Consider the following 14442-nt stretch of genomic DNA (forward strand, 5'->3'; position numbering starts at 1 on the left):
GAAGTGCCGCCATTACAGCAGGTCAAGGCCGCTTTGCCCAGGGCGGGGTGTAACGCCCTCTGTCGATTGTTACGGCGCGACACGCAGGTGGGGCGCGCAAACGCGCGCGCATGGGCTACAATGCCTGCGGTGTGCCCAGCCAATCGGCACACATTCGCTGGTGCAAAGCCGCCACGCCTGGCCCCTAGTACGGGCCTTTCATTTTTTCTCCTCATCTCGTACGCCTGGATTGGAGTCTCTCAACTTGAGCGACAGGCTGCCGCTGGAGTTGTTTTGACTGCCACTATTTCTTTCGCCGACCTCGGTCTGGCCGATACCCTTTTGCGCGCCATCGCCGATACCGGCTATACCGCGCCCACCCCCATCCAGGCCCAGGCCATTCCCCAAGTGCTCAAGGGAGGCGACCTGCTGGCCGCCGCCCAGACCGGCACCGGCAAGACCGCGGGCTTCGTGCTGCCCATCCTGCATCTGCTGATGCAGCAAAAGCCGGCCCTGAAAAAACCCGGCCGCCCGCGCTGCCTGATCCTGACCCCCACCCGCGAACTCACCGCCCAGGTGGCCGAGTCGGTGCAAACCTACGGCAAGCACACGCCCATGACCTCGATGGTGATGTTCGGCGGGGTCAACATCAACCCGCAGATCAGCGCGCTGAGAAAGCCGCTGGACATCCTGGTTGCCACCCCCGGCCGCCTGCTGGACCACTGTGGCCAGAAAACGGTCGACCTGTCCGGCGTCGAGATCCTGGTACTGGACGAAGCCGACCGCATGCTGGACATGGGCTTCATCCGCGATATCCGCAAGGTGCTGGCCCTGCTGCCCAAGCAGCGCCAGAACTTGCTGTTCTCGGCCACGTTCTCGGACGAAATCCGCAGCCTGGCGCGCGGCGTGCTGAACAACCCGGGCGAAGTCTCGGTCACCCCGCGCAACACCGCCACCGAACTGGTCACGCAAACCGTGCACCTGGTCGAACAGCATCACAAGCGCGACCTGATCAGCCACATCATCCGTGAAAGCGGCTGGCACCAGGTGCTGGTATTCACCCGCACCAAGCACGGCGCCAACCGCCTGGCCGAAAAACTGGTGAAAGACGGCCTGAGCGCCGCCGCCATCCACGGCAACAAGAGCCAGGCGGCGCGCACCCGCGCCCTGGCGGGCTTCAAGGAAGGCAACGTGGCCGTGCTGGTGGCCACCGATATCGCCGCGCGCGGCCTGGACATCGATCAACTGCCGCAAGTGGTGAATTTCGAATTGCCCAACGTGCCCGAAGACTACGTGCACCGCATCGGCCGCACCGGCCGCGCGGGTGCCACGGGCGCGGCCGTGTCGCTGGTCGACAGCAGCGAGATCAAGCTGCTCAAAGGCATCGAGCGCCTGATCGGCAAGACCATCGAGCGCCATCCGGTACAAGACTGGACGCCGCCCGCGGGCAGCAACCCGGCTGCCTACGAACGCCAGGAACGCGATGAAGACAACCGCCAGCCGCGCCGCCAAGGTGCGCCGCGCGGCAATGGCGGCGACCGCGGTGGCCGGCCCGGCCAGGCGCCTCGCCAGGCTGCCCCGGCCCGGCCCGCCGGCCAGGCCCGCCCGGGCGGACAGCGCCAGGCCCCGGCCGCGCGCAGCGAACGCCCCGCTGGCGGTCACCGCGCCGACAACCGCGCCCAACCGCAAACGGCACGCCATGCCGAAGGCACGAACCGGCCTTCGGGCCGTCCGGCGGGCGGTTCGCGTGGAGCGCTGCTGGGCAAGTAATATCCGTATCCTGCCTTACACACCGGCGGTGCGCCGCCACAGGAAACCGACATGACGCTCTCGACCTGGCTGACCTTCTTCCTGGCTGCCTGGGCCATTTCTTTCTCGCCGGGCGCGGGCGCCATTTCGGCCATGACGTCGGGGCTGAAATACGGCTTCGCGCGCGGCTACTGGAACACCGCCGGCCTGATCATCGGGATCCTGGCCCAGTTCGTGATCGTGGCGGTGGGCCTGGGCGCGGTGCTGGCCACCTCTGAAATCGCCTTTTCCGTGGTCAAGTACCTGGGCGTGGCCTACCTGATCTACCTGGGTGTACGCCAGATCCGTACCGATGCGGCGCCGGTGGCCGTGGACACCGGCAATCCCACGCATTTCTCGGTGCGCGAGCTGGTCGTGCGAGGCATCCTGGTCAATCTCATGAACCCCAAGGGCACGGTGTTCCTGCTGGCGGTCGTGCCGCAGTTCGTCAATCCGGCCAACGCCCTGACGCCGCAGTACGCGGCGCTGGCGGGTACGCTGGTGTTCACCGACATGGTAGCCATGGGCGTGTACACGCTGCTGGCCGCCAAAGTGCTGCGGTTGCTGCGCGAGGCGCGCCATATCCGCTGGATGAATCGTATTTTCGGCTCGCTGTTCATCGTGGCGGGCGTTTTCCTGGCTACCTTCCGCCGCCAAGCGTAACGGGCACCGGTGCCGGCGCGCACGATGCGCACCGGTAAAATCGCATCGACCATGAATATTCCCCAAGAAGTCGCCCGGCGACGCACGTTCGCCATCATTTCCCACCCCGACGCCGGCAAGACCACGCTGACCGAAAAGCTGCTGCTGTTCGCAGGTGCCATCCAGATCGCCGGCAGCGTCAAGGCCCGCAAGGCCTCGCGGCATGCCTCGTCCGACTGGATGGAAATCGAGAAGCAGCGGGGCATTTCGGTGGCCTCGTCGGTGATGCAGATGGAATACCGCGACTGCGTCATCAACCTGCTCGACACCCCGGGCCACCAGGACTTTTCCGAAGACACCTACCGGGTGCTGACCGCGGTGGACGCCGCGCTGATGGTCATCGACGCCGCCAACGGCGTCGAACCGCAGACCATCCGGCTGCTGCAGGTCTGCCGGGCCCGCAATACGCCCATCATCACGTTCATCAACAAGATGGACCGCGAAGTGCGCGAACCCCTGGAACTGCTGTCCGAGATCGAAGGGCACCTGGGCATGGACGCCGTGCCGTTCTCGTGGCCGGTGGGCATGGGCAAGGCGTTCGCCGGCGTGTTCGACATCCGCCGCGACCGCATGCGCGTGTTCCGTCCCGGCCAGGAACGCCGCTCGGATGACGACGACATCATCCAGGGCCTGGCCAACCCGGAAATCAACCGCCGCTTCGGCTCGGCTTTCGAGCAGGCCAATGGCGAGATCGAGCTCATCCAGGAAGCCGCCCCTGCGTTCGACCGCGACGCCTTCCTGGCCGGCAAGCAGACGCCGGTGTTCTTCGGTTCGGCCATCAACAACTTCGGCGTGCAGGAAGTGCTGGACGCGCTGGTGGAACAAGCACCGCCCCCCGGTCCGCGCCAGGCGCTGGAACGCCTGGTCGAGCCCCAAGAGCCCAAGTTCACGGGCGTGGTGTTCAAAGTACAGGCCAACATGGATCCGGCCCACCGCGACCGCGTGGCCTTCGTGCGCGTCAGCTCTGGCCGCTTCGAGCGCGGCATGCGCCTGAAAGTGGCTCGCACCAACAAGGAAATGCGGCCCAACAACGTGGTGTCGTTCCTGTCGCAGCGCCGCGAACTGCTCGACGAGGCCTACGCGGGCGACGTGATCGGCATTCCCAACCACGGCGTGCTGCAACTGGGCGACGTCCTGACCGAAGGCGAAAGCCTGCGCTTTACCGGGCTGCCATTCTTCGCGCCTGAACTCTTCCAGGCCGTGGAAGTCAAAGATCCTCTACGCATCAAGCAATTGCGTATCGGCCTGACACAACTGGGCGAAGAAGGCGCCATCCAGGTCTTCCGCCCGGAAGCGTCCGGCGGCACGCTGCTGCTGGGTGCGGTCGGGCAATTGCAGTTCGAAGTCGTGGCGCACCGCTTGAAGACCGAATACGGTGTCGAGGCTCGCATGTTGCCGTCGCGCTACACCATGGCCCGCTGGATCACCTCTGAGAACCCGCGCGCGCTGCGCAAGTTCATGGATGCCAACGCGGCACACATCGCCTATGATGTGGTGGATGCGGCGGCTTTTTTGATTGGTTCACCCGCGCAGCTACGCGTGGCTGAAGACCTGTATCCGGATGTGAAATTCCACGCCATGCGCGAGCACGGCGGCCAGGTCTTCGGAAGCCAGGCTTAGGCGGGTCGCCGCAAAGATGAGGGTAGCAATGTCTTGGCGTGTATTGTTCGCAACGCTCCTGCTCGCGCTGGGCGCCGCGGCGTGGGGCGGAATCCAACTGGGTGATTGGCTGGTGGCGCACGCGCCCAAGGCTACGGCTGCCCCCGGCCAGGAAGGCGGGGTATCCCAAGAGCCCATCCTTGACGCCAATGGCAGGCCGTATGTGGCGCAACCGCCCCAGCCGCGGGTCGATGGCACGCTGGGCGTGCCCGAGAAGCCCGCGGGCGAAAGCTGGACGGTGTCCACGGTGTCGCTGTTCGACACCACCACCGACCCCTCGGTACGCATCTCGCGCGACAACATCAGCATGGACGAAGCACGCGAACTCGCGGCCGCATCGCCGGTGCCGTTGCCGTCCGGCCAATCCGACGTCACCACGCTAGACCTGCAGTCGCTGCCGCCCACCACCACGGTGCCGCCGCCGAACCAGCAGGCCTATGCGGTGAACCCGCCGGTCACCGCGCCAACCCAGGCGCCGGCCAACGCCAACGGTGGCGCCTGGAAAGAAGCGCTGCAACGCGAACTGGCGCATTGCGCCAACCAGGGCTTTTTCCAGCGCCCCACGTGTTCCTGGAACGCCCGCAACAAGTATTGCGGCCCCAATCGCGCCTGGGGCACCATCGCCGAATGCCCGCGCCGGCCCGATTGATACCTTAGGCCGCCTGACCGCGCACCGGCTGGCCGGCGGCCTGGAACGGGCATGCGGCCCGCCCCAGGCCAACCGGCTTACGTGCCGACGATGCCGCCGTCTTCTTTCCAGATCACCACAGTGGCCGGGCGCGGCCGGCTGGCCGCCGAACCGTCCGGCCAGGTCGAGGCCTGCAACGGGTCGGCCTGCGACGATGCCACGTCGGGGCCTTCGCCCGGGTGCTGGATATTGATGAACAGGAACTTCTGGTCCGGCGTCCAGGTAATGCCGGTCACCTCGCAACCCACGGGTCCGGTCATGAAGCGGCGGATCTCGCGCGTGACGGGGTTGGCCACCAGCATCTGGTTGTGGCCCTGGCCCTCGTACTCATCGGTATTGGAATAGTTGCCGTCGGTTTCGATCCACAGCAAGCCCCGCGCATCGAAGGCCAGGCCATCGGGGCTGTTGAAGGTGTTGTCCACGTTGATATTGTCTGAACCACTGCGCGGATCGGCTTCGTCGTACAGGTTCGGGTTGCCGGCCAGTACGAAGATATCCCATTCGAACGCCAGGGCGGTGGGGTTGCCGTCTTGCTCGCGCCAGCGCACGATCTGGCCGTAGACGTTGTCTTCGCGCGGATTGGCCTCGTCGGCCCCCGGATGGTTGGGGCCGCCCGGAAAGCGCGGGCTGCCGCTGCCGCGGCTGCTGTTGTTGGTCAGCGTCACGTACACTTCGCGCGTCTTGGGATGCACGGCCACCCACTCCGGGCGATCCATCGGCGTGGCACCCACGGCATCGGCCGCCTGCCGCGTCTTCACCAGCAGTTCGCCCATGTCCTGGTTGAACAGGTCGCCCAGCGTGCCGCCGGCCAGCGCCGGGGTGTCCAGCTTCAGGGGCACCCACTCGCCGTTGCCCATCGCATCGCCCGCCGTATCGCCCGCCAGGAAGCGCGCCACGTACAGTGTGCCGCGGTCCAGCAGCAAGCGGTTCAGCGCGGGCGTGGCTGGATCGTATTTGCCATCGGACACGAACTTGTAGATGTATTCGCTGACCTGGTCGTCGCCCATGTACACCACCACGCGGCCATCGTCGGCCAATGCCATGGCGGCGTTCTCATGCTTGAAGCGGCCCAGCGCGGTCAGCTTCTTGGGCGTCGAGTTGGGATCGAACGGGTCGATCTCGACAATCCAGCCAAAGCGGTTGTATTCGTTCGGCTCGGCCGACCAGTCGAATCGCGTGTCATGCGTGTCCCAGCGATACGAGCTGCTGGCCGTCTTGCCGCTACCCTTGTAGCGCTGCATGTGGGCCTGGTATTCGACGTCCGGATAATCGACGGTGGCCGCATCCTTCGTACCGACGCCGAAGTAATCGGTGAAGTTCTCTTCACAGGTCAAATAGGTGTTCCACAGCGTATAACCGTTGCCGCAATTGCCAAAGGTGCCGAATACGCGCGTGCCGGAAGTATCGGCCACGGTGCGTGCCAGGCGGCTGCCGGCGGCGGGGCCGACCAGTTGCATGGCCGTGGTGCCATTGATGCTGCGGTTGAAGGGCGAGTCCAGCACCGGTTCCCAGTGGGTGCCATTGCGGCGGATGTGCACCACCGATGCGCCCTGCGCGTGCTGCGACTTGCGCACCCAGTCCAAGGTCCAGGCGGCATTGCCGGGTTCTACGCCCAGCGGGAAGAAGTAATGCGGCGTGATGTATTCATGGTTGGTCACCATCAAGCCTTCGTCGCTGCTGCCCGAGACGCTGTTGCTGCCGTCGATCGGGAAGAAGTGCATTCCGTCGTGGTTGTAGCCAATCTGCAGCGCCTGTTCATCGCCGGTATTGCCGGCGTCGGCGCGAAACGCCGGTGAATGGTTGTGCAGCTTGTCGCCCCAGCGGTTGATCACGGCCCAGGCATAGCCCGCGGGCACGGTCACGGTATCGGCCACGCTGAAGGGCACGGCCTTGAACCCCATATCGACGGGCTGTGGCGGTGGGTCGCCGCCCCCCGAACTGCCGTCGTCATCGTCGTCGCTGCCGCTGCCGCACGCCGTCAGGCCGGTGCCCAGGAAACCTACCGCACCCGCGCCCAGGCCGGCCTTCAGGAAGCCGCGGCGCGACAGCGCATGGCGCACGATGTCATTGAAATGCGTACTGGCAGTGGGGTTGGACGGAATGTCGTCGAAATCGGTCATGGCTTTTCCTGTTCCGGGAATAGGTGGTACGCCCCTCTGAGATCGGGGGTTGGCACGCATGTTCGCCAAGACAGGTTGCGTGGGCATGACAGGGCATTTTTTGCCTTGGGGCGGCCCGCGGCAAAAAAAAAGCCCGCTGGTGCGGGCCTTGGGTGTTGCCTGGCAGTGCGGATCAGTCTTCGACTTCCATCTGGCTTTGCAGGTAGTTCTGCAGGCCGACCTTGTCGATCAGTTCGATCTGGGTTTCCAGATAATCGATGTGCTCTTCGGTATCGTCCAGGATGTCCTGGAACAGATCGCGCGACACATAGTCGCGTACCGATTCGCAATGCGCGATGGCGTCTTTCACGGTGGCCTGGGCGCCTTGTTCCAGCTTCAGGTCACAGGACAGCATTTCGGGCACGTCTTCGCCGATCAGCAGCTTGTGCAGGTCTTGCAGGTTGGGCAGGCCGTCGAGCATCAGGATGCGCTCGATCAGTCGATCGGCGTGCTTCATTTCGCCGATCGACTCTTCGTACTCGTGCTTGCCCAGTTTCTTCAGGCCCCAATGACCCAGGATGCGGGCATGCAGGAAATACTGGTTGATGGCCGTCAGTTCGTTGGTCAGTTGCTTGTTCAGGAACTGGATGACAGTCTTGTCGCCTTTCATGATGAACTCCTTGATCCGGGGCGCGGCGCCCGCGCCCCTGCGTACGCCATATCGCGCATGCAATGGTGGCAGGCTAACACTGCGCGCAAGCCGCGGCTAGGCTGGCGCTGCATTTGATAAATGGCTTTGCGAGCGCGATCCGAAAGCGACAATCGAATGAGAATGAGTATGCGTTTTGGACGGCCCGCATCAACGATGACGTCATTGCGGGCGTTGCGACGCACCACTACCGCAAATTGCATCCCATAACAGTTGCGCCGAACACCTTGCATGGCCGCGCAACCGGCACGATAGTGCCTTCCTGCGTGCCGGCCGCCACGTTGGCGAACTGCAACGCTGCTAGCGCGTACGGGTCGCCAGCCAGATTCCCAGGGCGATCGGCACGATGCCCAGCAAGTCGTGCCACGATACGGTTTCGCCCAGCAATGCCCAGCCGAACAACAGCCCCAACGGCGGCATCAGGAAATGCAGCGAACTGGCCGAGGTCGCACTGGCGCGCTGCAGGATCAGGAACCACAGGTAGTAGCCGCCCATGGACACGGCCACCACCATGTACACCATACTGCCCACCAGGCTGGGCGTCAGGCGCACCTGCGCCACGCTTTCCTGCCACAGCGCAAAGGGTAGCAGCGCCGCGGCGCCCGCAACGGCCTGGATGCCGGTCGACAGCCACAGACCGGACGACGGCCGCAGGCGCTTGTAAAGCAGCGTGCCCGCCACCAGCGCGGCCAGCGCGCCGGCCACCAGCAGCGTGCCGTGGGCATCTTCGGGCATGGCGCCCGACAGCCGCGAGCGCAGCACGATGGCCACCCCTGCCAGCCCCAGGCACAGGCCCAGCACCCGCTGCCCGCCCAGCCGTTCGCCCAGCACCGGGCCGGCCAGCACTCCGATCAACAGGGGATTGGTACTGATCAGCACCGCGGCGAAGGCGGACGACACCGTGGTCATGCCCGACCAGCTCAACCCCAGGTACAGCGCGTTGTTCAGCGCCCCCAGCAGGACCAGGCCGGCCAGTTCGCGCCGCCCCGGCATGCGCCACGGCCCCGTCATCCGTGCCACGGCCAGCATGATCACGCCGGCCAACAGGAAGCGGACCACCAGGAAGGTCAGCGGCGGGCTTTCTTGCACAGCAATCTTGGCCGCCGCGAATGCCGAGCTCCACAACAGGCAGAACACCATGATCGGCCCCCACAGGCCCATGGCCGGGGCAGGCGTACCCCAGGATGCCGAGGGGCGGGCGATGACTGCGCTACGCTTCATGTTACGGGTCCGATGTCGTTGAGGGCGCCGGCTTGGCCACCCGTGATCCGATTCTGAGCGGCCCGCCATCCATTGACAAATTCTTTATTCGGATCAAAAGTATTTGAAATTCGAATGGAAATCACGGCTCTTCATGGACCTCGATCTTTTGCACAGCTTTGTCTCGGTGGTCGACGCCGGGGGGTTCACCCGGGCCGGCGAACGGGTGCACCGCACTCAATCCACAGTCAGCCAGCAGATCCGCAAACTGGAAGACGCGCTGGGCTGCGCCTTGTTCGTGCGGGAAGGGCGCCGCGTGCACCTGACGGAAGACGGCGAGCGCCTGCTGGGCTACGCGCGCCGCATGCTGGCGCTGTCGACCGAGATACGGGAAACCGTCAGCGGGCGGCAGCGTGTCGATGTGGTGCGACTGGGGGTGCCCGATGAATTCGCGATAGAACGCCTGACCGATGTGGTGGCCGGCTTCGTACGCCGCCATCCCCTGGTCAGGCTGTCGGTACGCTGCGATATCAGCATGTCGCTGACGCGCGGACTGGCTCGCGGCGATCTGGACGTGGCCCTGCTCAAGCGCGACCCCGGAACCGGCCCCAGCCTGGCGGCCTGGCCCGAGCACCTGTGCTGGATAAGCGGGCACGACAGCCGGCCTGAACAGGCCGACCCGATTCCGCTGGTGGTTTTTCCGCAAGGCTGCGTGTACCGCAACCGTGCCATCCACGCCCTGGAAAGCGCCGGGCGGCGCTGGCGCGTGGCCTACGAAAGCCCCAACCTGGCCGGGCTGCAAGCCGCCCTGGCCGGCGGCATGGGCATTGCCCTGCTGGAACGGCGCTGCATCACGGCCTCGCACCGGCTGCTCGACGACACGCTGCCACGCGCGGCGCCTACCGAGCTGGCGCTGTGCCTGGGCAATTCAGCCTCGACCGCGGCGCGCCAGGTGGCGCATACCTTGAAGGAATTCTGTGACGAAGAGATAGCCGCCACGCTGTAGGCGCAAGGCGTGGTGCGCTCAGGCCGCGGCGACCAGGGGGATGGGAAAGCTGTTGGCGGCCGGGGCACCGCCTTCGACGACGGCGGCGGCAACTGCCGGCCCGACGGCCATGGCCACCGATTGCACGTTGCATACGCTCGAGCAGCGTCCGCCGGGCAGGTATTCCTGGGCCATGTCGGCGCAGCAGCCGCAGCAGGTGGCCACGCCCAATTCGAACTGCAGGTCCGAAAGCGTGCTGGCGCCTGCGTCCACAGAGGCGCGGACCTGGCGTTCGGTGATGGCGTTACATACGCAAATGTACATGAGAATAATTATCGGGATTTATTCTCATAAAAGCAAGCGGCCACGCTCCGCCCCGGATCACGCAAGCACTTGAAAATAGGGACAAATTATCCCGGGACGCTACCGCGCGGCATGCGCCTTGCGCAGGCTGGCTGGCGCAATACGCAGCGATTCACGGTACTTGGCGACCGTACGGCGCGCGATCACGATGCCCTGGCCGGCCAGCCGCTGGGTGATCTGGTTGTCGGAAAGCGGCTTGGCGCGGTCTTCGTTGGCCACCATCTGGCGAATGACGGCCTGCACCGCCGTGGCCGATGCGACGTCGCCTCCATCGGTGGCCACCCCGGTGCCGAAAAAGTGCTTGAGCTCGAGCGTGCCGAATGGCGTCAGCATGTATTTCTGGGTGGTAGCCCGGGAAATCGTCGATTCGTGCAGCCCCAGTTCGTTGGCGATGTCTTTCAGGATCAGGGGCCGCATGGCGGCCGGGCCCACGCTGAAAAAAGCCGACTGATGCGCCACGATGGCCTGTGCCACGCGCAAGATCGTGTCGAAGCGCTGTTCGACGTTGCGTATCATCCAGCGCGCCTGCTGCAGTTGCGCATGCAACCCTGCGTGGCTGGCTTCGCGCTGGTTGCCCAGCAACTGGGCATACAGCGTATTGACCTGCAGGCGCGGCACCGCGCCGCTGTTGAGCACCGCCTGCCAGCCCTGGCGCGTCTTGCGCACGATGACATCCGGTACCGCGTAATCGGCCGCGGGCACGGTCCAGGCCCGCCCCGGACGGGGGTCCAGCCGGCGTATCAAGGCGTGCGCGGCGCGGGCCGTGGCTTCGTCGCAACGCAGGGCGTCACGCAGGCGCGCCACATTGCCGGCGGCCAGCAGCGGCAGGTGGTCGGCGCACAAGCGGCGAGCACAGGCCAGCACGGCCGGATCGGCCGCTTCGCGCAGGCGCGTCAGGTCGGGGTTGCGTAATTGCAACACCAGGCATTCCGCCATGTCGCGCGCCCCGATGCCGGGCGGGTCGAACGACTGCAGCAGGGCCAAGGCCGCGCGCAGTTCGTCCAGGTCGCACTCGGCTTCGGGCGGCAGCCAACCCAGGATTTCGTCCAGCGGCGAACCCAAATAGCCGTTTTCGTCGAGCTCGTCGATCAGCAAGGCCACCAGCGCGGCATCGCGGCGCCCGGCCCGGGTCAGCCCCAACTGGCCCAACAAGTGTTCGCGCAGGCTGTCGCTGCGCGCGGTCTCCGGGCCGTCGGTCCGGTCATCGGCGTATACCCCCCCTGATCCGGGCATTTCGTCGATGCGGGACTCGGCCTCGCGCTGGGGCTCGTCTTCGATGGACGCCTCGCGCTCGGACGGGGCATCCGCCTCGGCTTCGGAACGCTCGTCGTTGCGTTCAAGCATCGGATTATCGGCCAGCGCTTGCGAAATCTCGGCCTGCAGATCCAGCGTGGAAAGCTGCAGCAACCGGATCGATTGCTGCAGTTGCGGGGTCAACGTAAGGTGTTGACCTGTACGAAGTTCTAACGCTGGCCTAGTCATAGGTACAATATTTTGCATGATGAATCCCACCTCGCCCGAACGCGTCCGCCAAGATTGCCGCCTAATCGGCCAGACGCTGCTGAAACTGGCGCTACCCAGGCTGCTGATCCGGGCGGTGGTACTGGTCGTCGCCGCCATCGTGTGGCTACTGGTCGCCTCGTGGCTACTGGACTTCGGCCGCAGTCTATCGTTTGACAGCCTGCAGGCCCTGGGCCAGCAAACCAGCGACTTCCTGGCGCGCATCAATCCCTACGTGTGGTGGGGCGTGGTGGTGATCTGGACCCTGATCGTATTCTTTATCGTGCGTGCCTGGGTCGGCTCCGACATTGCCGCGGCGCGGGCCCGGCCAGTGCCCTCGGCCGATCTGGCCACGCTGGCCTCGCAATTGTCTGACGAAGTCTTGTCAGTGCTGCGCTGGGTATGGGGCAGCCGCGACGAACCCTTCACCGTGGGCGACCTGCGCCAGGCCCTGGCCGAACTGCGCCACAGCCGCATCGGCAAGATGGACCTGGTGCGCCAGCAGGGCGACATCCTGGAGGGCCGGGCCGCCCGCCAGCAACCGGCCGGCGGCCCGTCGCAGGCGCAGCCGCCCATCGTGCCACCCAGCTCTCAAGCCACCGCCCAGCCCGACGCCCGCCCCGCCGGGACCCGCATCGAACCCAACTTGTAGGCCTTTTTGATGCCCCAGCCGTTGCGCTGGGGCCAAAAATGTGTTCGACTAACGGCTTATGGCCGATATCCGATTCCCCCTCGCGATTGCCTCCGGACGCCTCAGCGCGCCGGGCGCCGGCCTGCGCGCGTCCCTCTCCCCCATCGCGCTATCGCTATACCTACCGATCGGTTGCCGGGCCTAGCGCCTTGTGGTAGCTCGGCAGCCACGCTCGCCACAAGCCTGTTCCCCGTTCATTGCTTTGACCCCAGCCGGCCCATCCATGGCTTGCTGACGGCCCCGGACCATTATCCAGGCCTGCCGAACAGGGACCCCCGGAACCGAACCCGGAATCCATCCCGCCACACATCGGGAATATTGATCAAGGTGTACTGATGCTTGCCAACCCCGCTACCAAATACGTACCGTTCGCGCCGTTCGCGCGCGATTTCTCTGAACGCACCTGGCCCAGCCGCCGCATCACCCAGCCGCCCATCTGGATGAGCACCGACCTCCGCGATGGCAACCAGTCGCTGATCGAACCCATGAGCGTCGAGCGCAAGCTGCGTTTCTTCGAGCAACTGGTCAAGATCGGCTTCAAGGAAATCGAGGTGGGTTTCCCCGCGGCGTCGCAAACCGACTTCGACTTCGTGCGCAAGCTGGTCGACGAAAAACGCATCCCCGAAGACGTCACCATCATCGTGCTGACCCAGTCGCGCGAAGACCTGATCAGCCGCACGGTAGAAGCCGCGGCCGGCGCCAGGCAAGCGATGGTGCACCTGTACAACGCCTGCGCGCCGGCGTTCCGCAAGGTGGTCTTCAACATGAGCAAAGACGAGATCAAGCAGATCGCCGTCTCGGGAACGCAGTGGATCAAGCAATACATGGGCCAGCACCCGGAAACGCAATGGCGCTACGAATACTCGCCCGAGGTCTTCAGCACGACCGAACCTGAGTTCGCGCTGGAAGTGTCCAACGCCGTGGCCGAGGTCTGGGACGCCACGCCGCAGCGCAAGATGGTGCTGAACCTGCCGGCCACGGTCGAGGCCACCACGCCCAACCTGTACGCCGACCAGATCGAGTGGATGCACAAGAACCTGGCGCGCCGCGACAGCATCATCGTAAGCGTGCACCCGCACAATGACCGCGGCACGGCCGTGGCGGCCGCCGAATTCGCCGTCATGGCGGGCGCCGACCGCATCGAAGGCTGCCTGTTCGGCAGCGGCGAACGCACCGGCAACGTCGACCTGGTGACCCTGGCGTTGAACCTGTATTCGCAAGGCGTGCATCCGGGCCTGGACTTCTCGGACATCGACGAAGTGCGCCGCTGTGCCGAATACTGCAACCAGCTGCCCGTGCACCCGCGCCATCCGTATGCCGGCGACCTGGTATTCACGGCCTTCTCGGGTTCGCACCAGGACGCCATCAAGAAGGGTTTCGCACAGCAGCAGCCCGACGCCGTATGGGAAGTGCCCTACCTGCCCATCGATCCGGCCGACCTGGGCCGCAGCTACGACGCCGTCATCCGCGTCAACAGCCAGTCGGGCAAGGGCGGGGTGTCGTACCTGCTTGAACAGGAACACGGCCTGGTATTGCCGCGTCGCCTGCAGATCGAATTCAGCCGCGCCATCCAGCGCGTTACCGATGAAACCGGACGCGAAGTCACGGCCGACGACGTGCACACCATTTTCAACCGCGAGTACCTGGAACAGCACAGCCCGTGGAAGCTGGTGCGCCACCGCATCGATGGCGACCCGAGCGCAGGGCAGGGCAAGCAATTCAGCATCCAGGTCGAACTGGACTACAACGGCGAACGCCGCGTGGTGACCGGCAGCGGCGACGGCGCCATCTCGGCCTTTGTTGCGGCCCTGGACGTGCCCGTGCGCATCATGGACTACCACGAACATGCCATCGGCACCGGCACCGACACGCGCGCGGCCAGCTATGTCGAACTGCGGGTGGGCGACTCGGCCACCGGCTTCGGCGTGGGCATCGACCGCGATATTGTCACCGCCTCGTTCCAGGCCGTGCTCGGCGCCGTGAACCGGCACCTGGCCCATGGCTCAGCAACGCAAACCGAAAGCGAGACCGCCCAGGCCGCGTGATCCGCGTCCCAGGCTCGAAGGCCCGCCTTACCTG

General features: G+C 65.5%; 12 protein-coding genes. 7 read left to right on the forward strand and 5 right to left on the reverse strand.

From position 1 onward, the window contains the following. Positions 1 to 273 precede the first annotated feature (273 nt). Genes KW845_RS18775 through KW845_RS18790 form a run of 4 tightly spaced genes read left to right on the forward strand, consistent with a single transcriptional unit; the run spans position 274 to position 4777 of the window. Positions 274 to 1749 (forward strand): DEAD/DEAH box helicase, encoded by a 1476-nt coding sequence (locus tag KW845_RS18775; protein ID WP_218370851.1) that lies wholly within the window; start codon positions 274 to 276, stop codon positions 1747 to 1749. 51 nt (positions 1750 to 1800) lie between these two features. Further along, positions 1801 to 2430, forward strand: a complete 630-nt coding sequence (locus KW845_RS18780; RefSeq protein WP_218370852.1) for a LysE family transporter — start codon at positions 1801 to 1803, stop codon at positions 2428 to 2430. A 51-nt stretch (positions 2431 to 2481) separates the two neighbouring features. Next, positions 2482 to 4089, forward strand: coding sequence for a peptide chain release factor 3 (locus KW845_RS18785; protein WP_218370853.1), 1608 nt, complete (start codon positions 2482 to 2484; stop codon positions 4087 to 4089). A gap of 16 nt (positions 4090 to 4105) precedes the next feature. Beyond that, positions 4106 to 4777 carry a hypothetical protein gene (locus KW845_RS18790; RefSeq protein WP_218370854.1) on the forward strand — a complete coding sequence of 224 codons (672 nt, stop codon included), beginning with the start codon at positions 4106 to 4108 and terminating at the stop codon, positions 4775 to 4777. A gap of 77 nt (positions 4778 to 4854) precedes the next feature. Here the strand turns inward: KW845_RS18790 and KW845_RS18795 are convergent, their stop codons facing one another. The 3 genes from KW845_RS18795 to KW845_RS18805 form a co-directional block, all read right to left on the reverse strand. Beyond that, on the reverse strand, positions 4855 to 6936 hold the full coding sequence (locus KW845_RS18795; protein WP_218370855.1) for a PhoX family phosphatase: 2082 nt from the start codon (positions 6934 to 6936) through the stop codon (positions 4855 to 4857). A 172-nt stretch (positions 6937 to 7108) separates the two neighbouring features. After that, on the reverse strand, positions 7109 to 7585 hold the full coding sequence (gene bfr, locus KW845_RS18800) for a bacterioferritin (protein ID WP_218370856.1): 477 nt from the start codon (positions 7583 to 7585) through the stop codon (positions 7109 to 7111). Between the two features lie 339 nt (positions 7586 to 7924). After that, a complete protein-coding gene (locus KW845_RS18805; protein WP_255592823.1) occupies positions 7925 to 8785 on the reverse strand; it encodes a DMT family transporter in 861 nt (286 codons plus the stop codon). 193 nt (positions 8786 to 8978) lie between these two features. Between KW845_RS18805 and KW845_RS18810 the strand changes: the two genes are divergently transcribed. Beyond that, the gene (locus tag KW845_RS18810; protein ID WP_218370858.1) at positions 8979 to 9830 is read left to right on the forward strand and encodes a LysR substrate-binding domain-containing protein; all 852 of its coding nucleotides are present in this window, start codon (positions 8979 to 8981) and stop codon (positions 9828 to 9830) included. 18 nt (positions 9831 to 9848) lie between these two features. Here the strand turns inward: KW845_RS18810 and KW845_RS18815 are convergent, their stop codons facing one another. Together KW845_RS18815 and rpoN are read right to left on the reverse strand one after the other, a co-directional pair. Next, entirely contained in the window at positions 9849 to 10133 is a 285-nt protein-coding gene (locus KW845_RS18815; protein ID WP_218370859.1) for a bacterioferritin-associated ferredoxin, read from the reverse strand. A 99-nt stretch (positions 10134 to 10232) separates the two neighbouring features. Beyond that, positions 10233 to 11672: an RNA polymerase factor sigma-54 gene (rpoN, locus tag KW845_RS18820; protein WP_218370860.1), complete on the reverse strand. Its 1440-nt coding sequence runs from the start codon at positions 11670 to 11672 to the stop codon at positions 10233 to 10235. On the opposite strand from rpoN, the gene KW845_RS18825 reads away from it, so the two are divergent. Together KW845_RS18825 and leuA are read left to right on the forward strand one after the other, a co-directional pair. Next, positions 11671 to 12324 carry a hypothetical protein gene (locus KW845_RS18825; protein WP_218370861.1) on the forward strand — a complete coding sequence of 218 codons (654 nt, stop codon included), beginning with the start codon at positions 11671 to 11673 and terminating at the stop codon, positions 12322 to 12324. The two genes, rpoN and KW845_RS18825, sit on opposite strands and share 2 nt — an antisense overlap. Positions 12325 to 12695: 371 nt before the next feature. Then, positions 12696 to 14408 (forward strand): 2-isopropylmalate synthase, encoded by a 1713-nt coding sequence (gene leuA / locus KW845_RS18830; RefSeq protein ID WP_218371426.1) that lies wholly within the window; start codon positions 12696 to 12698, stop codon positions 14406 to 14408. The last annotated feature ends 34 nt before the right edge of the window (positions 14409 to 14442 follow it).

Origin of the sequence: Bordetella sp. BOR01 (assembly GCF_019218885.1) — a bacterium.
Lineage (GTDB): Bacteria > Pseudomonadota > Gammaproteobacteria > Burkholderiales > Burkholderiaceae_B > Bordetella_A.